The sequence below is a fragment of the Belnapia sp. genome (genome assembly GCF_059504005.1).
Genome location: NZ_JCACHU010000169.1, coordinates 19,663 through 41,869, shown reverse-complemented (window position 1 = coordinate 41,869; position 22,207 = coordinate 19,663). Strand labels below are relative to the sequence as shown.

Below are 22,207 nucleotides of genomic sequence, written 5' to 3'. Positions count from 1 at the left end.
CGCTACTTCCGGCCGGCGGCGAATTCCTCCGGCCGCAGGGCGCGGGCCAGCGCGTCGAGCACGCCATTGGCGAAGCGCGGCTCCTCGCCGCCGAAGAAGCCATGCGCGATGTCGAGATACTCGTTGATCACGACGCGCGCCGGCGGCTGGCCGCCGCCTTCGGCGAATTCGGCGCTGGCGGCGCGGAGCAGGGCGCGCAGCACCGGGTCGAGCCGCATCAGCGGCCAGTCGGCATCGAGGTGCTGAGAAATCAGCCCGTCCAGCCGCTCGCCATTCTTCGCGGCCGTCCGGACGATGGTGCCGAAGAGCGGGCGGTCGGCTTCCGGCACGCCGCCCTCCTCGTAGCCGCCGCCGATGCGGTGGCTGAGGAATTGCTGGATCACGGCCTCGGCCGGCTCGCCTGTATGCTCGCTCTGGTAGAGCGCCTGGACGGCGGCGACGCGGGCACCGGTGCGCGGCCGGCCGCCGCGGACCTGCGGACCGCCCGGGCCCTGGCCGGGCCGGCGGTTGCGAGATTTCCCACCGGGCTTTGCGGCAGGTTTCGCCGCGGGTTTCGGCGCCTCGGGCGTGCCGGCCTGCTCGGCCTCCATCTCGGCGCGGAGCTTGTCGAGCTCGCTGGTGCCGAGGCCGGTGGTCTTCCAGGTCCCGCTCACGCCAGGCCCCAGCGGCGCCGCAGCGCCACCTGGCCGAGCAGCGCATGCGCTGCCTCGGCCCCCTTGTTGTGCCGGTCATCGGCCGAGCGCGCCTCGGCCTGGGCGAGGGTGTCGACCGTCAGCAGGCCGAAGCCGATGGCCGCACCCCGCTCGGTCGAGACGTCCATCACCCCCTGGCAGACCGCCGAGCAGATGAAGTCGTAATGGTCCGTCTCGCCCTTCACCACGCAGCCGAGCAGCAGGAAGCCGTCATAGCGCACCGCCTTGCCGCCCTTGGCAGGCTGGCTGAGGACCATCCGCAGCGCGGCCGGCAGCTCAAAGGCGCCGGCGACATCGACCACATCGGCCGTCGCCTCGGCCGCGGCGAAGACGCGCTGGGCGCCGCGGAGCATGCCGCCCACCACATCAGCGTAATAGGGCGCCTGGATCACCAGCAGATGCGGCGCCGGCCCCTCCAACGGCCGCGCCTGGCGCTCCGGCGCATCGATCGTGCTCATTCAGTCAGTCACCTTTCCCGGCCAGCGGGCGGGTTTCCACCACCCGCAGGCCATAACCCTCCAGGCCGACGATGGGCCGGGGGTTGTTCGACAGCCGCACCATGTCGCGCACCCCGAGATCGGCGAGGATCTGCGCGCCGATCCCATAGTCCCGGATCTCCGGCGGCGCTACCTGTCGGTCGCGATTGTTCCTCACCTGCTCGCTCATGCCGTCCGGCCGCCAGTCGCGGATGATGACGACGACGCCGCGCCCGGCCGCCTCGATCATGTGCATCGCGTCGTGCAGATCGCCGGTGCCGGCGCCGAGGACGATGTCGTGCAGCAGGTTGGCGGCATGCATCCGCACATGCACGGGGCCGGGTGCCGCCACGTCGCCGCGGATCAGGGCCAGATGCTCGCCGGGCGAGAGGGTGTTGCCATAGACGACGAGGCGCCAGTCGCCGCCGATCGGGTGGTCGATATGCCCCTCCGACAGGCGCCGGACCAGGCGCTCCGTCCGGCGACGGTGGGCGATCAGGTCGGCGATGGTGCCGAGCTTGAGGCCGTGGTGCTGGGCGAAGGCGACGAGGTCCGGCATCCGCGCCATGGTCCCGTCGTCGTTCATGATCTCGCAGATCACGCCGGAGGGGTTCAGCCCCGCCAGGCGGGCGAGGTCGACCGAGGCCTCGGTATGCCCGGCGCGGACCAGCGTGCCGCCGTCGCGGGCGACGAGCGGGAAGACGTGGCCCGGGGTCACGATATGCTCACGCCCCATCTCCGGATTGATCGCAACGGCCACGGTATGCGCCCGGTCGGCGGCCGAGATGCCGGTCGTCACGCCGTCCTTCGCCTCGATCGAGACGGTGAAGGCCGTCGCGTGCCGGGTGCCGTTGGCCTGGGCCATCAGCGGCAGGCCGAGCTGCTCCACGCGCCTGCGGTCCATCGCCAGGCAGATCAGGCCGCGGGCGAAGCGGGCCATGAAGTTGATCGCATCCGGCGTCGCGAACTGGGCGGGGATGACGAGGTCGCCTTCGTTCTCCCGGTCCTCGTCGTCGACCAGGATGAACATCCGGCCGCGGCGGGCCTCCTCGATCAGCTCCTCGGTCGGGGAGATGAAGTCCGAAAAGTTGACGGTCTTCGTCGCCACCGCGCCGGTCATGACTGGAGCCCCTTGAAGGAGACGAGCCGGGCAACGTAGCGCGCCAACGTGTCGATCTCGATATTGACGAAGCCGCCCGGCTGCAGCGTGCCGAAGGTCGTCACCGCTGCCGTATGCGGGATGACGTTGACGCCGAAGACCGCGCCCTCGACCTCGTTCACCGTCAGCGAGATGCCGTCGACCGCGACCGAGCCCTTGGCGGCGACGAAGGGGGCCAGGTGCTCCGGCAGGCGGAAGCGGTAGCGGACGGAGCCGTTCTCCGGCACCGCCGAGAGCACCTCCGCCACGCCGTCCACATGGCCGGAGACGAGGTGCCCGCCCAGCTCGTCGCCCATGCGGAGCGAGCGCTCGAGGTTGATCCGGCTGCCGGGGGCGAGGCGGCCCAGCGTCGTCTTGGACAGGCTCTCCGCCGAGGCATCGACCGCGAACCAGTCGCCGCCGAGCTGCACCGCCGTCAGGCAGCAGCCCGAGCAGGCGATGGAGGCGCCAATCGCCACCGGGGCGGGCTCGGCGAGGAAGGCGGGAGAGGTGCCGATGACGAGGCGCATGTCATGGCCAACCCCGTTGGGGCCCTCGCCCATCGGCTGGATCTCCCGCACCGTCCCCAGATCGGTCACGATCCCGGTGAACATGGCCCGCACTCCTCGAACTCGGTCAGCCAGTCATCGCCCAGCGGGCGGCTTGCAACCCTCTGGAACTTGGGCATGGCGGAAAGCAGAACAACCGGCAAGGGCTGGACGGCGGGCAGTCCGTCGCCGCCCATGATGCCGGGGGCGTGGAACCAGGCCAGCCGGTTGACGAAGCCGCCGCGGAGTAGCCCGGCCGCCAGCCCCGCGCCGCCCTCGGCCAGCACCCTCGTCACCCCCCGCTGCGCCAGCGCCCCGAGCAGGGCGGCGAGGTCGAGCCCGGGCTTGGCGCGGGGGACGGAGAGGATCTGCACCCCCGCCCCCTGGTAGGGGGCGAGGGCGGCGGGGCGCTGGTTGGTCCGCGTGGCGATCCAGGTCGGCACCGCCCGGGCCGTCCGCACCAGGCGCGAGTCGAGCGGGGTGCGGAGGCGGCTGTCGGCCACGACACGCGCCAGCGGCACTCGGGCCGTGCCGGGGAGGCGGGCGGTCAGCTCCGGATCGTCGGCCAGCACCGTGCCGCTGCCGACGAGGATGGCGTCGTGCCGGGCGCGCAGCGCATGCGCCTCGCGCCGGGCCGCAGGGCCGGTGATCCACTGGCTCTCGCCGCTCGAGGTGGCGATGCGGCCGTCGAGCGTCGTCGCCAGCTTCAGCGTGACAAGGGGGAGGCCGCGGGTGATGCGGCGGGCGAAGCCGGCATTCTGCCGGCGGGCCTCCTCGCCCATCAGGCCGAGCTCGACGATGACGCCGGCCTCGCGCAGGCGCTGCAGTCCGCGCCCGTCGACGCGCGGGTCCGGGTCGCCGGTGGCGACGACCACGCGCGCGACGCCGGCGCGGATCAGCGCGTCGCAGCAGGGCGGCGTCCGGCCCCAATGGGAGCAGGGCTCAAGGGTGACATAGGCCGTCGCCCCGCGGGCCGCTCCGGGGGACATGGCCTCGGCGCGGTCCAGCGCCTGGGTCTCGGCATGCGGGCGGCCGCCGGGCTGGGTCCAGCCGCGGCCGATCACCTGGCCGTCCTTGACCAGCACGCAGCCCACCGCCGGGTTCGGCCAGGTACTGCCGAGCCCCCGCCGCGCGAGCGCCAGCGCCGCGGCCATATGCTCCCGATCCGTCATGCGCCGCACTATGGGCCGGCGGGAGCGGCCGGCAAAGCGAGCTCCACCCGCAGGCCGGGCCCGGCATCGCCGAGGGTGAGGCGGGCGCCGTGCAGCTCCGCCACCGCCGCGACCAGGGCGAGGCCGAGCCCGGCGCCGGGGCGGCTGCGGGCGGCATCCAGCCGGTGGAAGCGGCGCAGCGCGGCCTCCCGCTCGCCGGGCGGGATGCCCTCGCCGTCATCCTCGACGACGAGGCTCGGCGCCGGGGTCAGGGCGAGGCGGATGCGCCCGCCCTCGCGCCCGTGCTTCACCGCATTCTCAAGCAGGTTGGCCAGGGCCTGGGTCAGCAGCTCGCGGTCGCCGAAGCCGTGGATGCCGGGCGGGATGTCGGCCTCCAGCCGCTGGCCGCGCTCCTCGGCGGAGGGGGCGTAGACCTCGGCGACGGTGGCGGCGAGGGCCGAGAGGTCGAGGCGGGCGAAGCCGGCGCGGCGGGCGCCGCTCTCGACCTGGGCGATGCGCAGCAGGGCGGCGAAGATCTCGAGCAGCTGCTCGCACTCCCGCAGCGCCGCCTCGGTGGCGGGGCGCCACCCGGCATCGCCCTCGGCGCGGAGGGCGGCCTCCAGCCGGCCGCGCAACCGGGTGAGGGGGGTGCGCAGGTCATGGGCGATGTCGTCCGTCACCTGGCGGAGGGTCTGCATCAGCCCCTGCACCCGGTCGAGCGCGGCATTGATGCGCCGCGCCAGCCGGTCGAACTCGTCGCCGCCGGGCCGGATCGGCAGGCGGTGGCCGATCTCCCCGGCCTCGACCCGGGCCAGCGCCGCATCCATCGCGGCGGCGCGGCGGGTGACGCCGCGGCCCATCAGCAGCCCGCCGAGCAGGCCGAGCAGCGCCGCTCCGCCGCCCACCCAGCCGGCGGCGCCGAGCAGCAGCGCCTCGAGCTGGCGGACCGGCGCCACGTCGCGCGCCACGACGAGGAAGCCGCCGCCCGGCAGCGGGGTGCCGAGGGCCAGCAGCTCGGCCTCCCGCACGCCTTCGAGGCGGAGCGTCGCCCAGCCCGGCGCCTCGGGCGCGCTGGCGAGGTTGCCGGCCAGGCGCTCGCCCTCCGGCGAGGCGAGCAGGTAGTATTGGGTGCCGCTGCGGTCGGCGGCGAGCCGGGCCTCGACCGAGACGGCGACCGAGCGCGGCCCGCCGAGCCGCGCGGCCTGGACCAGCAGGCCACGGTCGCGGTCGACCTCCTGCGCCAGCTGGCGGAGCGCATAGCCCGTGGTCGCCCACCAGGCGATGCCGGAGAGCGCGGCGGTGCCGAGCAGCGTCAGCAGCAGGTGCAACAGGGTGACGCGGAAGGCGGTGGTGCGCCACCAGCGGGTGGCGCGCTCAATCGGCGGCGCGGATGACATAGCCGGCGCCCCGCATGGTGTGGATGAGCGGCGGCTCGCCGAGCTTGGCGCGCAGCCGGCTCACATGCGTCTCGACCACGCTGGTCTTCGGGTCGAAATGGAAATCCCAGACGCCCTCCAGCAGCATGGTCCGCGTCACCACCTGGCCGGCGCGGCGCATCAGGTATTCCAGCAGGCGGAACTCGCGCGGCTGCAGCTCGATCCGCCGGCCGGCGCGCGCCACCTGGCGGCGCAGCAGGTCCATCTCGAGGTCGCCGACCTGGAGCGCCGTCGCCTCGGTTGCCATCGGCGGGCGGCGGGCCAGGGCATTGAGCCTGGCCACGAGCTCGGCGAAGGCGAAGGGCTTGCCGAGATAGTCGTCGGCGCCTGCCTCCAGCCCCTCGACGCGGTCGCCGATGCCGGTGCGGGCGGTGAGGAACAGGACCGGCGTGCGCAGCCCGGCGGCCCGCAGCGCGCGGACCAGTCCGAGCCCGTCCAGCCTCGGCAGCATGCGGTCGACCACCAGCAGGTCGTGGCTGGCCTGCATGGCGAGGTGGAGGCCGTCCGGCCCGTCGGCGGCATGGTCGACCACATGGCCGGCCTCGGTGAGGCCGCGGCGGATGAAGCCCGCGGTCTCCGCATCGTCCTCCACCAGCAGGATCTTCACGCCGCCTCCGCGCCCCGTTCGCGGGCGGCAAGATAGGCGCAGCCCCGTCGCGGCGGAACCATACCGATCCGTATGGTTCGGGGCAGGAAGCCCGCAGGTGCCATGGGCTTTGATGCTGGCATGCCGGCCGCCGCAAGCGGCCAGCCCCTGAAGAGGAGCCTCCATCGATGTCCCGCATCACCAAGATCATGGCCGGAGGCGCCCTGGCGCTGGCCCTCGGCACCACGGCGCTGACGCCCTTCACGCCCCAGGCGACCGCCCAATCCGCCAACCAGCCGGCGACGGCCGTCGCCCTGCCGCGCCCGGTCGGCCCCGACTTCGCCGACCTCGCCGCGCGGGTGGCGCCGGCGGTCGTGCGCATCAGCATCACCGGCCATACCGAGGCGACGCCGGTGCAGACGCCGCCCGAGCTGCGCGGCACGCCCTTCGAGCGCTTCTTCCAGCAGCGCCAGGGCCCGGCCGAGCGGCGGGTCATGGGCCAGGGCAGCGGCTTCATCATCGACCCGGCCGGCTTTGTCGTGACCAACAACCATGTCGTCGGCCAGGCGGATTCGGTGAAGGTGGAGCTGGCGGATGGCCGGCAGCTGCCGGCCCGCGTGGTCGGCACCGACCCGAAGACCGACCTCGCCCTCATCAAGATCGATGCCGGCGGCACCCTGCCGACCGTCGCCTTCGGCGACAGCGACCAGCTGCGCGTCGGCGAATGGGTGCTGGCCATGGGCAACCCCTTCGGCCTGGGCGGCACGGCGACGGCGGGCATCGTCTCGGCGCGCGGGCGGCAGATCGGCGCCGGGCCCTATGACGACTTCATCCAGACCGACGCCTCGATCAACCCCGGCAACTCCGGCGGGCCGCTGTTCAACGCGCAGGGCCAGGTGGTGGGCGTCAATTCGGCGATCTTCTCCCCCTCCGGCGGCAATATCGGTATCGGCTTCGCCATCCCCTCCTCGCTGGCGCAGTCGGTCATCACCCAGCTGAAGGAGCATGGGCGGGTGGAGCGCGGCTGGCTCGGCGTCTCCATGCAGCGGATCGACCCGACGCTAGCGAGCGCGCTCGGCCTGCCGGACAGCAAGGGCGCGCTGATCGGCGCGGTGGAGCCGGACGGGCCTGCGGCCAAGGCCGGGCTGCAGTCGGGCGACGTCGTCACCGGCGTGAACGGCCATGCGGTCGCCGTGCCGCGGGACCTGGCTGAGGCGGTCGGCGAGCAGAAGCCGGGCGCCACCGTCACCCTCGCCCTGCTGCGCGACGGCAAGTCGGTGGAGCAGCGGGTGACGCTGGCCAGCCTTCCCGACCAGCAGGAGGCGAAGGGCGGGCCCGGCCAGTCGCAGTCCCCGGCCAATCTCGGCCTGGCGCTGGCGCCGCATGACCGCGGCGGGCAGGGCGCGTTGGTCGCCGCGGTGGAGCCGGACAGCGTGGCTGCGGCCCAGGGCCTCCAACCGGGCGATGTCATCCTCCGCGCCGGGGGGCGGGCGGTGAACGCGCCGCGCGACGTGGCGGAGGCCGTCGGCGCCGCGCGGCGCGACAGCAAGCCGGCCATCGCGCTGCAGATCGAGCGCGAGGGAGGCCGGGCCTTCGTCGCCCTGCCGCTAAAGGCGGGCTGAGGACGGCGCCCCGTCACCGGTGCCTCGGGCCGGTGACGGGGCGTGGCGGGGCGGCGCCCGGTGGCTTCGGCACCTGGGCGCCGCTTCGGCTTGCCGTGGCGGCCGTGCCACCTTCCGGCACGTCGATTGCATACAGTCGCCCCTGTCCGCCGCGGATTGACGTCGCGGCGCCGGGCGCGCATGGCGGGGCCCTCCGACATGTTCGAGGCGCCGCTGCCCCCTCCGGGCCTGCGGCCGAGGGGAGAGAGGCATGGAACCCTGGCAGCTCACCGCCGCCGCCGCCGCCGCGAAGCTCCGCGAAGGCCGCCTCACCGCCGAGGCGCTGACGCGCTCCTGCCTCGAGCGCATCGCCGAGCGGGAGCCGGTGGTGAAGGCCTGGTCCTTCCTCGACCCGCTGCTCGCCATCGCCAGCGCCCGCGAGGTGGACAAGACCTACACCATGGGCGCGCTGCACGGCCTGCCGGTCGGCGTGAAGGACATGATCGAGACGGCCGACATGCCGACCACCTACAACTCGCCGATCTACCAGGGGCTGCGGCACGGGCGGGATGCGGCCTGCGTCGGCGTCGCCCGCGGCGAGGGCGCCGTGGTCCTCGGCAAGACCGATACGGTGGAATTCGCCGCCGCCGGCCGCCGGGCGCTGACCCGCAACCCGCTTGACCAGGCGCGGACGCCGGGCGGCTCCTCCTCCGGCTCGGCGGCCGCGGTCGCCGACGGCATGGTGCCGCTTGCCTTCGGGACCCAGACCGGGGGCAGCATCATCCGCCCGGCCTCCTTCTGCGGCGTCTATGCGTTGAAGCCAACGCATGGGGTGGTGAGCACCGAGGGCGCCAAGCGCTACTCGCACACGCTCGACACGATCGGCTGGTACGGCAGGGCGCCCGAGGATTTGCGGCTGGTGGCGGAGGCCTTCCGCCTCTTTGACCTCGACCGGCCGCTGGGGAAGGAGCTGCGCGAGCTGCGGATCGGCCTGTGTGGGGGGCCGAACTGGCACCTGGCGGCGCCGGCGACCCGGGCGGCGCTGGAGCTTGCGGGGCGGCGGCTGGAGGCGGTGGGCGCCGCGGTCGAGATGCTGGCGCTGCCGCAGCCCTTCGAGGGCATCACCGAGGCGCAGCGCGTGGTGCTGTTCGGCGAGGCGCGCGGCGCCTTCCTGCAGGAATATGTCACGGCGCATGGCAGGCTGCATGCCGACTTCCGCGATCGCGTCGAGAATTTCGCCGGCATCAGCGCGGCGCAGCTGGCCGGCGCCTACGACCTGGCGGCCGACTGCCGGAAGCTCTTCGACGCGCTCTTCCCGCGCTTCGACGCGGTGCTGACGCCGGCCGCCGTCGACGAGGCGCCGCTCGGCCGGCAGGATACCGGCAACCCGGTCTTCAACAGCATGTGGACGCTGCTGCACGTGCCCTGCATCGCCATCCCCTGCACGACGGGGCCGCATGGGGCGCCGGTCGGGGTGCAGCTCGTCGGGCCGCGCTTCGGCGACGCCGCGCTGCTGGAGGTGGCGGCGCTGGCCGGCCCGGCGATCGACCAGCGCTGAGTCCGGCGGCTCAAGCGATCCTGCACGCCTCCTCGAAGGCCAGGCGCGGCAGGCGGCCGAAGACGCCGCTCGGGTCGCCATGGCCGATATTGACGAGGAAGTTCGACTTCACCTTGGTGCCGGCGAAGAAGGCCTCGTCGCACTTCGCCTTGTCGAAGCCTGACATGGCGCCGACATCGAGGCCGACCAGCTTCGCCGCCATCATCAGGTAGGCGCCCTGCAAGGTCGCGTTGCGGAAGGCCGTCTCCGCCGCCAGCTCCGGGCTCGAGGTGAACCAGGAGCGCGCATCGGCATGCGGGAAGAGCTGCGGCAGCTTCTCGTAGAATTCCATGTCCTGCGCGACGATGGCGCAGACCGGCGCGCTCATCGTCTTGGCGAGGTTGCCGGAGGAGAGGCAGGGGGCCAGCCGCTCCTTGCCCTCCTGCGTGGTGACGAAGACGAAGCGCGCCGGCGAGCAGTTGGCCGAGGTCGAGCCCATCTTCAGGATGTCGTAGATCTGCCGCAGCTGCGCCTCGGAGACGGGCTCCTCGGTCCACTTGTTCTGGCTGCGCGCCTGAAGGAACAGCGCGTCGATGGCGGCTTGGTCGGGCATCGCTTCGGTCTCCGTGGCCGTGCCCTCATAGCCTGCCGCGCAGGCCGGGTCATCCGCCGGGGCGGCAGCGGGCGAGGGTGCAGGCATCCCAGGAGATGGCCTCCCCAGGCGGCGCATCACGCCCGTCCTGGCCTTGCGCGGCATCGGTCACTGCCCGTTCCTCGCCGGCTTGGCGTCGGCGCAGCTCCGCTTCGGGCCGCTGACCGGCGCGCCGGCCTTGCCCCGGAGCGGGTTCCGTCCGCATCGGCTCACGGAACCCGCTCGAACTTGTTGTCCAATCGAGCGAATTACTCCGAACGGGTGATTCCACCTGGCGGAGTTCGCTCTTGCCGGGGTCCTGGACCAAGGCCCCGTACCAGCCGAGCCCCTCATAGGTCTCGTAGCCGGGCGTCCGATGAAAGCCGATGACGCGCCCCTGCGCATCCCGGTAGCTGCCGGAGTGGCGCCCGTCATGCTCGAGGCGAAGGGTCTCGGCCAGCACCCCGCCGCCCGAGGAGGCCGCAAGGACCCGCCCCGCGGCATTTAGCAGCAGCACGCGGGTGCGGGCCCGCTCCCCCGGCGCGAGGCGGATCCCCCGCACCACCGCCTCGGCCTGCGGGGCCCAGTCGAAATGGATGCCGAGCACGCCGACCGGCCGGCCGTGGGTCGCGCCGCCCTCCGGCACCGCCGTGGCATAGGTGGCGACCGGCGCATCCTCGAGCGGGCCGCAGCGGGCGATGTCCGCGACCGCATAATCCTCGCCGCTCGCCGTCTCGAGCGCCGCGCGGAACCAGGGCGCGGCACCCGCATCATGCCCGCGGACCCCGGCATACCGGTCGGGCCGCCCATGGGCGATGACGCGGCCGGAGAGGTCGCAGAGCCAGAGGTCGAGATAGACCGTATATGCCGAGAGGATGACGCCGAGCCGCCGCTCGGCATGGGCCAGGCGCTCCGGCGCCGGGTCGGCGGCGGCCTCGACCAGGGCGGCGTCGGTTGCCCACCAGCGGACGTCGCAGCTGCGCTCGTAAAGGTTGCGGTCGATGAGCTCGATGGCGTTCAGCGCCAGCCCGACCAGCCGCTGCCCGCCGACCTCCTCCGCCATGCGGGCGCCGATGCGGCGGAGGGCGGCGAAGGCGCCGCGCAGCTCGCCATCCATCTCGGCGGCGAGGCGAGCGACCTCGGCGGCGACGGACTTCACCTCCCCGGCGACGACGCCGAAGCCGCGGCCATGCTCGCCGGCGCGCGCGGCCTCGATGGTGGCGTTCAGCGCCAGGATGCGCGTCTGCCCGGTGATGGCCTGGATCGCCCGGACCTTGCCGGCGGCCAGCGCCTCCGCCCGTTCGGCGAGCGCCAGGACGCGCTCGGGCGTGGCGGCCTCCTCGGTGACGTTCATCCCATCCATGGCGGAACCTTGCGTTCAATCCGCCCCAGCCTGACGCGCCCGGGTTAACGCCCGGTTGTCACGCGGGGCGAACCTGCCCGCGCAGGACGTGCTTCTGGATCTTGCCCGTGCTGGTCCGCGGCAGCTCGGCGAAGACGACGGATTTCGGCGCCTTGAAGCCGGCCAGGCGCTCGCGGCAATGGGCGATCAGCTCCGCCTCGCTGGCCGTCATCCCCGGCTTCAGCTCGACGAAGGCGCAGGGCACCTCGCCCCATTTGTCGTCGGGCCGGGCGACGACGGCGGCGAGGGCAACGGCCGGGTGCTTGTAGAGCGCATCCTCCACCTCGATCGAGGAGATGTTCTCGCCGCCCGAGATGATGATGTCCTTGGAGCGATCGCGAAGCTGGACATAGCCGTCCGGGTAGCGCACGGCGAGGTCGCCGGTATGAAACCAGCCGCCGGCGAAGGCGGCCTCGGTCGCGGCGCGATCCTTGAAATAGCCCTTCATCACGACGTTGCCGCGCATCATCACCTCGCCCATGGTCGTGCCGTCGGCGGGAACGGGCCGCATCGTCACCGGGTCGAGGACCTCGAGGGATTCGAGCGCTAGGTAGCGCACGCCCTGCCGCGCCATCAGCCGCGCCTGCTCGGGCGGCGGCAACGTATCCCAGGCGCGGTTCCACTCGTTGACGACGGCGGGGCCGTAGCATTCCGTCAGGCCGTAGACATGCAGCACGGCGAAGCCCGCCTCGCGCATGCGGCCGAGCACCGCCTCGGGCGGCGGCGCGCCGGCGGTGACGAACTGCACCTGGTGAGGGAGGGGGCGCTTCTCCGCCTCCGGCGTGTCGAGCAGCGTCGCCATGACGACCGGGGCGCCGCACATATGCGTCACGCCATGCTCCGCCATCAGCGCCCACATGGCCGGGCCGCGAACGACGCGGAGGCAGACATGCGTGCCGGCGACGGCGCAGACCGTCCAGGGAAAGCACCAGCCGTTGCAGTGGAACATCGGCAGGGTCCAGAGATAGACCGGATGCCGCGCCATGCTCGCCGAGAGCACGTTGCCGGTGGCGAGGAGCTGCGCGCCGCGATGGTGGTAGACGACGCCCTTGGGCCTCCCCGTCGTGCCGGAGGTGTAGTTCAGCGCGATCGCATCCCACTCATCGGCCGGCATGGGCCAGGCGAATGCAGGATCGCCCTCGGCCAGCAGCGCCTCGTAATCGAGGCCACCGAGGGTCCCGGCGCGCGCAGCCTCGGGCGCCTCCGGATCGTCGACCTCGATGACGAGGGGGGAGGCGCCGCTGATGGCGAGCGCGGCGCGCAGCACGGGGGCGAATTCGCGGTCGACGAGGATCGCCTTCGCCTCGCCATGGGCCAGGATATAGCCGATGGTGTCGGCATCGAGCCTCGTGTTGATGGTGTTGAGCACGGCGCCCGCCATCGGCACGCCGTAATGCGCCTCGACCATGGACGGGATGTTGGGCAGCAGCGCCGCGACCGTGTCGCCGCGGCCGATGCCGCGGGCGGCGAGCGCCGAGGCCAGCCGCACGCAGCGCTCGCGGAGCGCGCGGTAGGGCCGCCGCAACGCGCCATGCACCACGGCGACATGGTCGGGGAAGGTCGCGGCCGCGCGCTCGAGGAAGAGCAGCGGCGTCAGCGGCTGGTGGTTGGCGGCGCGGCGCTCCAGCCCCGTGTCGAAATCCTCGGCGGCCATGGCCCGTCCTCCCTCAGCGATGCCCCCATTCCGGCCGGCGCTTGCCGAGGAAGGCGCCGATGCCCTCCGCCGCGTCCTCGGCCAGCAGGTTCTCCACCATCACCCGGCCGGCCGCCGCATAGGCCTCGGCGAGCGGCAGCCCGGCCTGGGCGTTGAAGCCGCGCTTGCCCATCCGCACCGCGACCGCCGAACGGGCGGCGATGCGCTGGGCCAGCTCCAGCGCCACGGGCAGCGCCATGCCCGGCTCGACGACGCGGTTGACGAGGCCCATGCGATGCGCCTCCTCCGCCGGGACCATCTCGCCGAGCAGCAGCATCTCCATCGCCGACTTGCGCGGCACCGCGCGCGCCAGCGCCACGCCTGGCGTCGAGCAGAAGAGGCCGATATCGACCCCCGGCGTGCAGAATTTGGCCGAGGCCGCGGCCACCACCAGGTCGCAGCTTGCGGCGAGCTGGCAACCGGCGGCGGTGGCGATGCCCTCCACCGCCGCGATCACCGGCTGCGGCAGCGTGACGACGCGCTGCATCACCGCGGCGCAGGCATCCATGGTCTCGGCGAAGAAGCCGGCGCCGCCATCCGGATCGGCGCGGCGGGCGGCGATCTCCTTCAGGTCATGCCCGGCGGAGAAGGCCGGCCCCTCGGCGGTGAGGACCACGCAGCGGACACCATCCTCCGCCGCCACCTCGTCCAGCGTCGACTGCAGCGCTGCCAGCATGGCGCGGGAGAGGCTGTTGCGCGCCGCTGGCCGGTCGAGGGTGACGATGGCGACGGCACCCTCGTCGCGCCGCGCCACCGGGGGGGTGTTGTCACCCGCTTGAGCCATCGCTGCCTCCCTGACAATGGTGGGGATATTGCCTGGGAGGGCAGCGCCGGCAAGGGCTAGGCGGGGGTGAACATGGTCGCCGGCGGGCTGTCGCCCGTGGTCGGCTTGAACACCACCTTCACCTTCTGGCCGATCTTCACCTCGTCCAGGTCGCAATCGACGATGTTGGTGAAGACGCGGATGCCCTCGTCCAGCTCGACATAGGCGACGCAATAGGGCTCCTTCGTCCGCATCACCGTGAAGGTATAGACGGTGCCGGTGCCCTTGGCCTCCACCAGCTCGACATTGTTCGAGAGGGTGAAGGGCGAGCAGCCGCGCGGGTACCAGAAATGCTTGCCGGTGTCCTTGCAGAGCCCGATCAGCATGCGGCCCTCGCGGGCGGCGTCGAAATAGGGCTTGTTGGTCGGGTCCACCGCGATGGCGGGGAGGGCGCGGTTGGAGGCAGGGGTTGCCATGGGTGATTACTCCCGCTCGAGGATGACGGTGGCGCTGCCATGGCGGGTGCCGAGCAGCCCGCCCGTGCCATGCGCCAGCGCAAGCGTGCAGCCGGGGACCTGGACCTTGGGGTGGGCCTCGCCGCGGAGCTGGCGCACCGCCTCGATCACCTTGGTCATGCCGCCGCGGTTCGCCGGGTGGTTGTTGCAGAGCCCGCCGCCATCGGTGTTGAAGGGCAGCTTGCCGACGCCCGAGATCAGGTTGCCGTCGGCGACGAACTTGCCGCCCTGGCCCTTCTCGCAGAAGCCGAGATCCTCCAGCTGCATCAGCACGGTGATGGTGAAGCTGTCATAGATCGAGGCGTACTGGATGTCCGCAGGCCGCACGCCCGCCTCCTCGAAGGCGCGCGGGCCAGACCAGCGGGCGCCGGAATAGGTCAGGTCGGTATAGCCCGCATTCTGGTTCTTAGTCGCCTCGCCATGGCCGCGCACCTTCACCAAGGGCCGCTTCAGCGAGCGGGCGATCTCCGGCTTGGTGATGATCAGCGCGCCGCCGCCATCGGAGATGACGCAGCAGTCGAGCCGGTGCAGCGGGTCGGAGACCATCGGGGAGTTGACCACATCCTCGACGGTCACGACCTTCCTGAGCATCGCATGCTCGTTCCACTGGGCATGGTGGCTCGCCGCCACCTTGATCCAGGCGAGCTGCTCCGAGGTGGTGCCGAACTCGTACATGTGCCGCATGGCGCACATCGCATAGGCATTGGCGACGGTGCGGCCGTAGGGGATCTCGAACGGATCGTCGGGGACGTTGACGCCCCAGCTGCGCGGCGCCGTGCCGGTCGCCATCGCCTCCGCCCGCGGCCGTCCGGCGAGGGTGACGAGGGCGATGTCGCAGAGGCCCATCGAGATCGCCTCCGCCGCATGCCCGACATGCATGACATAGGAGGAACCGCCGACATCCGTGCTGTCGAAATGCCGCAGCTTGGTGAGGCCGAGATAGTCCGCCATGTTCAGCGGGCCGAGGCCGGGCGCGGCGCCGGTGCAGAAGAAGCCGTCGACGTCGTCCTTGGTGAGGCCGGCATCCTGCAGGGCGCCGTAGGCGACCTCGGCATGGAGCTGCGCCACGGACTTGTCGTCGGCCTTGCGCGTCGGGTGCTCGAAGGCCCCGACGATATAGGCCTTGCCGTTGATGCTCATGGGGCTGGCCGCCCTCCCTCTTCGATCGATAGCAAGCGAAGGGTTCCCCCAACCCGCCGCGCCGTCAAGCGGGGAGGGGCCTATTTCGGCCGGGGCCCGGGCGCCTGGATGCGCGGCGGCGGGGTGAGCGAGGAGATCTCCGCCAGCGGCTTGGAGACATCGGGGTCGTGGCCGAGCGCGTGGCCCGCCGCATCCACCATGCCGAAGGGCGGCGCGCCGGCGACGCCGCGATGCGCCGCTTGCCGCGCCCGATGATGTTGGGTCGCTGCGCCTCCGCCTGCCACGAGAGGAGGACGAGGCTTGGTAGGGACGCCGACGCGGCAAGGAGTGCAAGGCAGGGCAGCCTGCTCGTTCCTGCCTTGCATCGTGAGCCCCAGCCTGCTGTCACACCACGCTCGTCAGCCCGCCATCGACATAGAGCAGGTGCCCGTTCACATAGGCCGAGGCGTCGGAGGCGAGGAAGATCGCCGCCCCCACCAGCTCCGGCAGCTCGCCCCAGCGGCCGGCCGGCGTGCGCTTGCAGAGCCAGTCGTTGAACTCGCGGTCGGCGCGCAGCGGCGCCGTCAGCTCGGTGCTGAAATAGCCCGGCGCGATGCCGTTGGCCTGGATGCCGTGCCGCGCCCAATCGGCGCACATCGCCTTGGTCAGCATCCCGAGCGCCCCCTTGGTCGCCGTGTAGGGGCCAGTACCAGGCCGCCCGAGCATGCTCATCACCGAGCAGGTGTTGACGATCTTGCCCCGGCCACGCGGGATCATCCGCTTCGCCACCGCGCGGGCGCAGTAGAAGGCGCTGTCGAGATTGGTGGCCATCACCGCCCGCCAGGTCTCGTCCGGCATCTCGTCGAGCGGGCCGCGCAGGTTGACCCCCGCATTGTTGAAGAGGATGTCGATCGGGCCGATCCCCGCCTCGATGCGTCCGACGCCCGCCTCCACCGCCGTCGGATCGGTCACGTCGAAGGCGGCGATCTCCGCCCTCAGCCCCTCCGCCACGAGCTGGGCCGCCGCCCGCTCCAGCTTCGCGCCGTCCCGCCCGTTCAGCACCACCGCCGCACCCGCCTGCGCCACGCCCCGGGCGAGGGCCAGGCCGATCCCCTGGCTCGATCCGGTGACGAGGGCACGGCGTCCGGTGAGGTCGAAGAGCTTGAGCGACATGGTCCCATCCCCTAACACCGGTGCGGACAGTCGCAGCGGAGGCGTAGTTGGACAAGCCGGAGCTTCTCGTCATGGGCGTCCTTCCCGACTGGGATCTCGCCTCGATGGCGGAGCGCTACACCCTCCGCCTGCTCTACGAGGCGCCGGACGAGGCCGCCTTCGTCGCCGAGCACGGCCCCGCCATCCGCGGCATCGTCACCAAGGGCGAGATCGGCGCCTCCGCTGCCCTGATGGACCGGCTGCCGCGGCTCGAGATCGTCGCCTGCTACGGCGTCGGGGTGGACGCCATCGACCGCGCCTACTGCGCCCGGCGAGGGATCCCCGTCACCAACACGCCCGACGTGCTGACCGAGGACGTGGCCGACCTGGCCCTCGCCCTGCTGCTCGCCGCCGCCCGGCGCATTCCCTTCGCCGATGCCTGGGTGCGGGAGGGCCGCTGGGCGCGGGAGGGCTCCATGCCGCTCACCACCCGCGTCTGGGGCAAGCGCCTCGGCATCGTCGGCCTCGGGCGGATCGGCTCGGCGGTGGCGAAGCGGGCCGAGGGCTTCGGCATGGCGATCAGCTACAGCGGCCGCAGCCCGAAGCCGGGGGTGCCGTATGCCTACTACCCGAGCCCGGCCGCGCTCGCGCCCGAGGTCGACATCATGGTCTGCTGCGCCATGGGCGGGCCGACGACGCAGGGCCTGATCGACCGCGCGGCGATCGAGGCGCTCCGCCCAGGCGCCATCTTCGTCAATGTCAGCCGCGGCTCGGTGGTGGACGAGGCGGCGCTGCTGGATGCGCTGCGCAGCCGGCGCATCGCCATGGCGGGCCTCGATGTCTTCTGGAACGAGCCCGACATCCATGCGGACTTCGCCACCTTTGCCCATGTCGTCCTCGCGCCCCATGCGGCGAGCGGCACGGAGGAGACGCGCCGCGCCATGGGCGCCCTGATGCAGCAGAACCTGGCCGCGCATTTCGCCGGCCAGCCCCTGCCGACGGAGATCAGGCCATGAAATCCGTCGTCATCCACGCCCCGCGCGACCTCCGCGTCGAGGAGCGCGCCGCCGACGCGCCAGGCCCCGGCGAGGTCGCCATCCGCATCAAGGCGGGTGGCATCTGCGGCTCCGACCTGCACTACTACCTGCATGGCGGCTTCGGCGCCGTCCGGCTGCGGGAGCCGATGGTGCTCGGGCACGAGATCGCCGGGGTGGTCGAGGCGCTGGGGGAGGGGGTCTCCGGCCTCTCGCCCGGCCAGGCCGTGGCGGTCAATCCCAGCCTGCCCTGCGGCGCCTGCCGCCAATGCCTCGCCGGGCGCCCGAACCACTGCCTCGAGATGCGCTTCTACGGCAGTGCGATGCGCATGCCGCATGTCCAGGGCGGCTTCTCCGAGCGCCTGGTCTGCGAGGCCGCCCGCGCCGTTCCCCTGCCGGAGGGGATGACGCCCGAACTCGCCGCCTTCGCCGAGCCGCTGGCAGTCTGCCTGCATGCCGCCCGTCAGGCCGGGCCGATGCTCGGCGCCCGCGTCCTCGTCACCGGCGCGGGGCCGATCGGCAACCTCGCCATCGCCGTCGCGCGCCATGCCGGGGCGCGGGAGGTGGTCGTCACCGACCTGCACTCCACGCCGCTGATGACCGCGCGGCGCATGGGCGCCGACCGGACGCTGTCGATGAGCGAGGATCCGGACGGGCTGCTGCCCTACACGCTCGACAAGGGGCATTTCGACGTGGTGTTCGAGGCCTCGGGCAGCGGGCCGGCGCTGGCCTCGGCGATCCATGCTGCGCGGCCGGGCGCGGTCATCGTCCAGCTCGGCCTCGGCGGCGATGTCGGCCTGCCGCTCTCGGCGCTGGTGGCGAAGGAGGTCTCGCTGCGCGGCACCTTCCGCTTCCACGAGGAATTCGCCCTGGCGGTGGACGTGCTCGCCCGCGGCGCCATCGACCCGACGCCGTTGCTGACCGCGACCATGCCGATGGCCGATGCCGTCGCCGCCTTCGAGCTGGCAGCCGACAGGAGCCGGGCGATGAAGGTGCAGCTCGCCTTCTGAACCTCATCAGGACCCGGTACCCCAAGGACCGCCCCCATGCCCATCCCCGACCATGTCCGCGCCCATGCCGGGCTGATCCTTGCCGACACGCTCGGCGCCATCCTCGCCGGCCAGGCGCAGCCGGAGGTGCGGGCGATGGCCGCGCGGCATGCGACGGGGGGCGTGCCGCTGCTGGGGACGCGCCTCGCCGCGCCGGTGCCGATGGCGGCCTTCCTCACCGGCTTCGCCGGGACGGCGGTGGAGCTGGACGAGGGCAACTACGCGGCCGGCGGCCACCCGGCGATCCATGCCGTGGCGCCGGCCCTGGCCGAGGCGGCGGCGCGCGACGCCTCGGGCGAGGCGCTGCTCGCCGCCGTCATCGCTGGCTACGAGGCAGGCTCCCGGGTCGGCCATGCCATGCGGCTGCGGCCGGCAGCGCACCCGCATGGCACCTGGGGCGTGATCGGCGCGGCGGCGGCCGTCGCCAGCCTGCGCGGCTACAATGCCGCCCGGACGCGGGCGGCGCTCGACCTGGCGGCAAGCCTCGGCCTGGCGACGAGCGCCACGGCCTCGCTCCGCGGCGGCTCGGTGCGCAACGCCTATGCCGGAGCGGCGGCGCAGAACGGCGTGCTGGCCGTGGACCTGCTGGAGACCGGGGTCACCGGCGAGCCGGGCGGCATTCCCGTGGTCTTCGGCCAGGTCATCGGCTCGTCCTTCGACGAGGCTGCGCATGCGGCCGCGGAGGGGCGCTGGTTCATCCTCGAGAGCTTCCTCAAGCAGGCGAGTTGCTGCCGCGAGACGCAGGGGGCGCTGGAGGCCGTGGAGCTGCTGCTGGCCGAGAGCGGCATCGATCCCGGCTGGGTGGCGGCGATCGACGTCGCCACCTTCGCCTCGGCCGCGCTGCTGGCGGAGCGCACGCCCGCAGCGCCGATCGCCGGACGCTTCTCCATCCCCTTCACGGTGGCGACGCGGCTCCTCCGCAGCCATGCCTGGATCGACGCCTTCTCGGCCGAGGCCATCGCCGATCCGGCGACGCGGGCGCTGGCGGCGAAGGTCAGCGTCACCGAGGACCCATCCTACACGGCGCGGCTGCCGGCCGAGCGGCTCTGCCGCCTGACGCTGCGCATGGCGGATGGCAGCGTCCGCGAACGGGTCGTCTGCGGCACGCCCGGCGACCCCGACCGGCCCCTGCCGGAATCGGCCTTGCGGGAGAAATTCCGTCGCAGCGTCGAGCCGACCCATGGCGCGCGCTGGGAGGGGATGTGGGCCATGGCCCGCCACCCCGACCGCATCCCGAACGCCTCGACGCTCTTCGAGGCATTCCAGGCCTGAACTCGGACCGGTCCAGGCCGGGTTCCGGCCCGGCGGATGCGGTCCGGAAAAGGCAGCGCCTTCCCCGGCTCTACATCGCCTCCATCTCCCGCCGGATCCTGACGGCCTCGCTCGCCTCGTCGACCGCGACATCCGCCCAGCCGACGACGGTGCCGCGCGCCACCGCCCGCCTGAGCCGCACCCCATGCGCAAGCCCGATCGGCAGCGCGCCGAGCGACAGCGAGCGCTGCGCCGGCAGGCACTTCCCCCAGACCATGGCGCCGCCCTCGCCATCCAGCACCTCGCCCTCCGCCAGGTCGCGCTTGGCCGTCGCCACGACATCACCGCGCCAGGCCTCCGGCGCCCCCGTCGGCTCCCGCCGCAGCGCCGCCGAGGCAATGCTGACGCCGAGCTCCAGCCCGATCAGGTGATAGGGCCGCCAGAGCGCGGCGAAGCGGCCCGAGGGGTCGCAATGCACCCCGTATTCCGAGAAGCAGCGGCGGATATAGTCCGTCTCTCCTTCGAAGACGGCGTAGACGCCCCAGCGCAGGTCGCCCACCACGGGGCGCCCGTCCCGCTCGAGCGAGGAGATCACCTCCACCACGCCCCCCGCCCCGGCGAAGACGCGCGGCAGGTCGTGGGTGCCGCAGGGCGGGAAGCGGAGCCCGTCCTCGGGCGGGGCGAGGCCGGTGGCATTGGCGATGGCCGCCATCTCGATCCCCGACTTCGTGCCGTCGAGGAAGGAGTTGAACATCTGCGGGTTCATCCCCCCGAGCCGCGCCTGCTCCTCCGTCAGCCCGTAATGGCCCCAGACCGTCTCCGGCGTGCTGTCGTGATAGGCGGGGAGGTACTTGGTCCCCTTGCCGGCGGCGGTGACGGGCAGGCCCATGGCGCGGATGGTGTCGACCAGCTCGCAGACCAGCGCCGGCTGGTCGCCATAGGCCAGCGAATAGACGACGCCCGCCTGCCGCGCCCGGGCGGCGAGCAGCGGCCCGGCGAGGACGTCCGCCTCCACATTCACCATGACGATGTGCTTGCCATGCCCGATCGCCGCCAGCGCATGGCTGATGCCGGCGGCCGGATGGCCGGTGCACTCCACGATGACCTCGATGCGCGGCTCCGCCATCAGCGCCATCGCATCCTCGGTGAGATGCGTCCCCCCCGTCGCCAGGGCGGCGTCGAGCGAAGCCGCGGCATGGCGCTCCGCCTCCCAGCCGATCCGGGCCAGCGCATCGCGGGCGCGGGGGATGGAGAGGTCGGCGATGCCGGCCACCTGCACGCCCGGCATCCGCACCGCCATGGCCAGGAACATGGAGCCGAATTTGCCGGCGCCGATGACGCCGACGGTCACGGGACGCCCCTCCGCCGCCCGGCGGCGCAGCATGGCATGCAGGTTCATGGCCGTTCCTCTCCCTCGTCGAGGGAAGGCTAGCGCTTGACGCTGCCCGCGCGCCACCCGAGCCTCGCCGCCGCAGCGGAGAGGGAGGCAGCGCCATGCGCGTCGGGGTCATTGGTCTGGGCAGCATGGGCATGGGCGCCGCCCTCAACCTGGTGAAGGCGGGGGGGATGGAGGTCGCCGGCGTCGATCCGCGCGAGGCGGCGCGGGCAGAGTTCGCCGCCGCCGGCGGCACCCCCGCCGCCCGCGCCGCGGAGCTGCCGGAGGGGACCGAGGCCGTGCTCGTCCTCGTCGTCAACGCGCAGCAGGCCGAGGCGGCGCTGTTCGGCCCCGACGGCGCCGCCCCGCGCCTCGCGCCCGGCGCGGTGCTCATCGTCTCCTCCACCATGGCGCCCGAGGGTGCCCGCCGCCTCGCCGCCCGGGCCGAGGGGCTCGGCTTCCTCTATGTCGATGCCCCGGTCTCCGGCGGCGCGGTCGGGGCGCGGGCCGGGGCGATGACGGTGATGGCCTCCGGCAGCCAGGCCGCGATGGCCAGGGCCGCGCCGATCTTCGCCGCCGTGGCGAAGAAGGTCTGGACCCTCGGCGAGGCGCCCGGCCTCGGCAGCACGATGAAGGTGGTGCACCAGCTCCTCGCCGGCGTGCACATCGCCGTGGCGGCGGAGGCGATGGCCCTCGGCATCAAGTCGGGGATCGAGCCGCAGGCGCTGTTCGACGTCGTCACCAACGCGGCCGGCAATTCCTGGATGTTCGAGAACCGGATGCCGCATGTGCTGGAGGGCGACGAGGCGCCGCGCTCGGCCGTCGACATCTTCGTCAAGGATCTCGGGCTGGTGACGCAGCTGGCCCGCGAGGTGGCCTTCCCGGCGCCGCTCGCCGCCCAGGCGCAGCAGCTCTTCATCGCGGCGAGCGCGCAGGGGCATGGCGGCAAGGACGATGCCTTCGTCATCCGCGCCTATCAGGCCTTGACCGGGATCCGCCTGCCGAAGGAAAGTGAGGGAACGCCTCGCGAACATTAATCCTTGATTCACGGTTCGGGA

Annotated in this window: 22 protein-coding genes; 6 read left to right on the top strand and 16 right to left on the bottom strand. The window is 72.9% G+C overall.

The genetic code is table 11. From position 1 onward, the window contains the following. Positions 1–2: 2 nt before the first annotated feature. Genes nusB through AC5JJ1_RS27130 form a run of 7 tightly spaced genes read right to left on the bottom strand, consistent with a single transcriptional unit; the run spans position 3 to position 6,048 of the window. Entirely contained in the window at positions 3–653 is a 651-nt protein-coding gene (gene nusB, locus AC5JJ1_RS27160) for a transcription antitermination factor NusB (RefSeq protein ID WP_495788252.1), read from the bottom strand. Beyond that, positions 650–1,150, bottom strand: a complete 501-nt coding sequence (gene ribH, locus AC5JJ1_RS27155; RefSeq protein ID WP_495788251.1) for a 6,7-dimethyl-8-ribityllumazine synthase — start codon at positions 1,148–1,150, stop codon at positions 650–652. The genes nusB and ribH overlap by 4 nt, the downstream gene beginning before the upstream one ends. A 4-nt stretch (positions 1,151–1,154) precedes the next feature. Beyond that, positions 1,155–2,288 carry a 3,4-dihydroxy-2-butanone-4-phosphate synthase gene (gene ribB / locus AC5JJ1_RS27150; protein ID WP_495788250.1) on the bottom strand — a complete coding sequence of 378 codons (1,134 nt, stop codon included), beginning with the start codon at positions 2,286–2,288 and terminating at the stop codon, positions 1,155–1,157. Further along, entirely contained in the window at positions 2,285–2,920 is a 636-nt protein-coding gene (locus AC5JJ1_RS27145; RefSeq protein ID WP_495788249.1) for a riboflavin synthase, read from the bottom strand. Before AC5JJ1_RS27145 ends, ribB begins: the two co-directional genes overlap by 4 nt. After that, the gene (gene ribD / locus AC5JJ1_RS27140; RefSeq protein WP_495788248.1) at positions 2,902–4,026 is read right to left on the bottom strand and encodes a bifunctional diaminohydroxyphosphoribosylaminopyrimidine deaminase/5-amino-6-(5-phosphoribosylamino)uracil reductase RibD; all 1,125 of its coding nucleotides are present in this window, start codon (positions 4,024–4,026) and stop codon (positions 2,902–2,904) included. The genes AC5JJ1_RS27145 and ribD overlap by 19 nt, the downstream gene beginning before the upstream one ends. A gap of 8 nt (positions 4,027–4,034) precedes the next feature. Beyond that, positions 4,035–5,402 carry a sensor histidine kinase gene (locus AC5JJ1_RS27135; protein ID WP_495788247.1) on the bottom strand — a complete coding sequence of 456 codons (1,368 nt, stop codon included), beginning with the start codon at positions 5,400–5,402 and terminating at the stop codon, positions 4,035–4,037. Beyond that, positions 5,380–6,048, bottom strand: a complete 669-nt coding sequence (locus tag AC5JJ1_RS27130; RefSeq protein WP_495788246.1) for a winged helix-turn-helix domain-containing protein — start codon at positions 6,046–6,048, stop codon at positions 5,380–5,382. The genes AC5JJ1_RS27135 and AC5JJ1_RS27130 overlap by 23 nt, the downstream gene beginning before the upstream one ends. A gap of 167 nt (positions 6,049–6,215) precedes the next feature. Between AC5JJ1_RS27130 and AC5JJ1_RS27125 the strand changes: the two genes are divergently transcribed. Further along, complete coding sequence (locus tag AC5JJ1_RS27125; RefSeq protein WP_495788245.1) at positions 6,216–7,649, top strand: DegQ family serine endoprotease; 1,434 nt, start codon at positions 6,216–6,218, stop codon at positions 7,647–7,649. Between the two features lie 250 nt (positions 7,650–7,899). Further along, positions 7,900–9,186 (top strand): amidase, encoded by a 1,287-nt coding sequence (locus tag AC5JJ1_RS27120; protein WP_495788244.1) that lies wholly within the window; start codon positions 7,900–7,902, stop codon positions 9,184–9,186. A 10-nt stretch (positions 9,187–9,196) separates the two neighbouring features. On the opposite strand, the gene AC5JJ1_RS27115 is transcribed toward AC5JJ1_RS27120, so the two are convergent. From AC5JJ1_RS27115 to AC5JJ1_RS27080, 8 genes are all read right to left on the bottom strand, one after another. Further along, complete coding sequence (locus AC5JJ1_RS27115; protein ID WP_495788243.1) at positions 9,197–9,778, bottom strand: malonic semialdehyde reductase; 582 nt, start codon at positions 9,776–9,778, stop codon at positions 9,197–9,199. A 49-nt stretch (positions 9,779–9,827) separates the two neighbouring features. Beyond that, complete coding sequence (locus AC5JJ1_RS27110; protein ID WP_495788242.1) at positions 9,828–11,159, bottom strand: cache domain-containing protein; 1,332 nt, start codon at positions 11,157–11,159, stop codon at positions 9,828–9,830. A gap of 58 nt (positions 11,160–11,217) precedes the next feature. Beyond that, positions 11,218–12,852, bottom strand: coding sequence for an acyl-CoA synthetase (locus tag AC5JJ1_RS27105; protein WP_495788241.1), 1,635 nt, complete (start codon positions 12,850–12,852; stop codon positions 11,218–11,220). A gap of 13 nt (positions 12,853–12,865) precedes the next feature. Then, complete coding sequence (locus AC5JJ1_RS27100) at positions 12,866–13,675, bottom strand: enoyl-CoA hydratase (protein WP_495788240.1); 810 nt, start codon at positions 13,673–13,675, stop codon at positions 12,866–12,868. Between the two features lie 56 nt (positions 13,676–13,731). Continuing rightward, a complete protein-coding gene (locus AC5JJ1_RS27095; RefSeq protein WP_495788239.1) occupies positions 13,732–14,130 on the bottom strand; it encodes a Zn-ribbon domain-containing OB-fold protein in 399 nt (132 codons plus the stop codon). A 6-nt stretch (positions 14,131–14,136) separates the two neighbouring features. Further along, a complete protein-coding gene (locus AC5JJ1_RS27090) occupies positions 14,137–15,309 on the bottom strand; it encodes a thiolase family protein (RefSeq protein ID WP_495788238.1) in 1,173 nt (390 codons plus the stop codon). Positions 15,310–15,389: 80 nt separating this feature from the next. Beyond that, positions 15,390–15,593 carry a hypothetical protein gene (locus tag AC5JJ1_RS27085; RefSeq protein WP_495788237.1) on the bottom strand — a complete coding sequence of 68 codons (204 nt, stop codon included), beginning with the start codon at positions 15,591–15,593 and terminating at the stop codon, positions 15,390–15,392. A gap of 100 nt (positions 15,594–15,693) precedes the next feature. Continuing rightward, a complete protein-coding gene (locus tag AC5JJ1_RS27080) occupies positions 15,694–16,461 on the bottom strand; it encodes an SDR family oxidoreductase (protein WP_495788236.1) in 768 nt (255 codons plus the stop codon). Positions 16,462–16,508: 47 nt separating this feature from the next. Between AC5JJ1_RS27080 and AC5JJ1_RS27075 the strand changes: the two genes are divergently transcribed. Genes AC5JJ1_RS27075 through AC5JJ1_RS27065 form a run of 3 tightly spaced genes read left to right on the top strand, consistent with a single transcriptional unit; the run spans position 16,509 to position 19,795 of the window. Beyond that, on the top strand, positions 16,509–17,456 hold the full coding sequence (locus tag AC5JJ1_RS27075; protein WP_495788235.1) for a 2-hydroxyacid dehydrogenase: 948 nt from the start codon (positions 16,509–16,511) through the stop codon (positions 17,454–17,456). Beyond that, positions 17,453–18,484, top strand: a complete 1,032-nt coding sequence (locus tag AC5JJ1_RS27070; protein WP_495788234.1) for an L-idonate 5-dehydrogenase — start codon at positions 17,453–17,455, stop codon at positions 18,482–18,484. Before AC5JJ1_RS27075 ends, AC5JJ1_RS27070 begins: the two co-directional genes overlap by 4 nt. A 36-nt stretch (positions 18,485–18,520) precedes the next feature. Further along, positions 18,521–19,795 carry an MmgE/PrpD family protein gene (locus AC5JJ1_RS27065; RefSeq protein WP_495788233.1) on the top strand — a complete coding sequence of 425 codons (1,275 nt, stop codon included), beginning with the start codon at positions 18,521–18,523 and terminating at the stop codon, positions 19,793–19,795. A 70-nt stretch (positions 19,796–19,865) separates the two neighbouring features. Here the strand turns inward: AC5JJ1_RS27065 and AC5JJ1_RS27060 are convergent, their stop codons facing one another. Then, positions 19,866–21,173 (bottom strand): NAD(P)H-dependent oxidoreductase, encoded by a 1,308-nt coding sequence (locus AC5JJ1_RS27060; protein ID WP_495788232.1) that lies wholly within the window; start codon positions 21,171–21,173, stop codon positions 19,866–19,868. Positions 21,174–21,268: 95 nt separating this feature from the next. Here AC5JJ1_RS27060 and ltnD point away from each other — a divergent pair, with 95 nt between their 5' ends. After that, entirely contained in the window at positions 21,269–22,186 is a 918-nt protein-coding gene (ltnD, locus tag AC5JJ1_RS27055; protein ID WP_495788231.1) for an L-threonate dehydrogenase, read from the top strand. Positions 22,187–22,207 lie beyond the last annotated feature (21 nt).

Coding starts and splice junctions, on each gene's coding strand:
- ribH (WP_495788251.1), bottom strand. CDS start 1,150: ATGAGCACGATCGATGCGCCGGAGCGCCAGGCGCGGCCGTTGGAGGGG.
- ribB (WP_495788250.1), bottom strand. CDS start 2,288: ATGACCGGCGCGGTGGCGACGAAGACCGTCAACTTTTCGGACTTCATC.
- AC5JJ1_RS27145 (WP_495788249.1), bottom strand. CDS start 2,920: ATGTTCACCGGGATCGTGACCGATCTGGGGACGGTGCGGGAGATCCAG.
- ribD (WP_495788248.1), bottom strand. CDS start 4,026: ATGACGGATCGGGAGCATATGGCCGCGGCGCTGGCGCTCGCGCGGCGG.
- AC5JJ1_RS27135 (WP_495788247.1), bottom strand. CDS start 5,402: ATGTCATCCGCGCCGCCGATTGAGCGCGCCACCCGCTGGTGGCGCACC.
- AC5JJ1_RS27125 (WP_495788245.1), top strand. CDS start 6,216: ATGTCCCGCATCACCAAGATCATGGCCGGAGGCGCCCTGGCGCTGGCC.
- AC5JJ1_RS27120 (WP_495788244.1), top strand. CDS start 7,900: ATGGAACCCTGGCAGCTCACCGCCGCCGCCGCCGCCGCGAAGCTCCGC.
- AC5JJ1_RS27115 (WP_495788243.1), bottom strand. CDS start 9,778: ATGCCCGACCAAGCCGCCATCGACGCGCTGTTCCTTCAGGCGCGCAGC.
- AC5JJ1_RS27110 (WP_495788242.1), bottom strand. CDS start 11,159: ATGGATGGGATGAACGTCACCGAGGAGGCCGCCACGCCCGAGCGCGTC.
- AC5JJ1_RS27105 (WP_495788241.1), bottom strand. CDS start 12,852: ATGGCCGCCGAGGATTTCGACACGGGGCTGGAGCGCCGCGCCGCCAAC.
- AC5JJ1_RS27100 (WP_495788240.1), bottom strand. CDS start 13,675: ATGGCTCAAGCGGGTGACAACACCCCCCCGGTGGCGCGGCGCGACGAG.
- AC5JJ1_RS27095 (WP_495788239.1), bottom strand. CDS start 14,130: ATGGCAACCCCTGCCTCCAACCGCGCCCTCCCCGCCATCGCGGTGGAC.
- AC5JJ1_RS27090 (WP_495788238.1), bottom strand. CDS start 15,309: ATGAGCATCAACGGCAAGGCCTATATCGTCGGGGCCTTCGAGCACCCG.
- AC5JJ1_RS27080 (WP_495788236.1), bottom strand. CDS start 16,461: ATGTCGCTCAAGCTCTTCGACCTCACCGGACGCCGTGCCCTCGTCACC.
- AC5JJ1_RS27070 (WP_495788234.1), top strand. CDS start 17,453: ATGAAATCCGTCGTCATCCACGCCCCGCGCGACCTCCGCGTCGAGGAG.
- AC5JJ1_RS27065 (WP_495788233.1), top strand. CDS start 18,521: ATGCCCATCCCCGACCATGTCCGCGCCCATGCCGGGCTGATCCTTGCC.
- AC5JJ1_RS27060 (WP_495788232.1), bottom strand. CDS start 21,173: ATGAACCTGCATGCCATGCTGCGCCGCCGGGCGGCGGAGGGGCGTCCC.
- ltnD (WP_495788231.1), top strand. CDS start 21,269: ATGCGCGTCGGGGTCATTGGTCTGGGCAGCATGGGCATGGGCGCCGCC.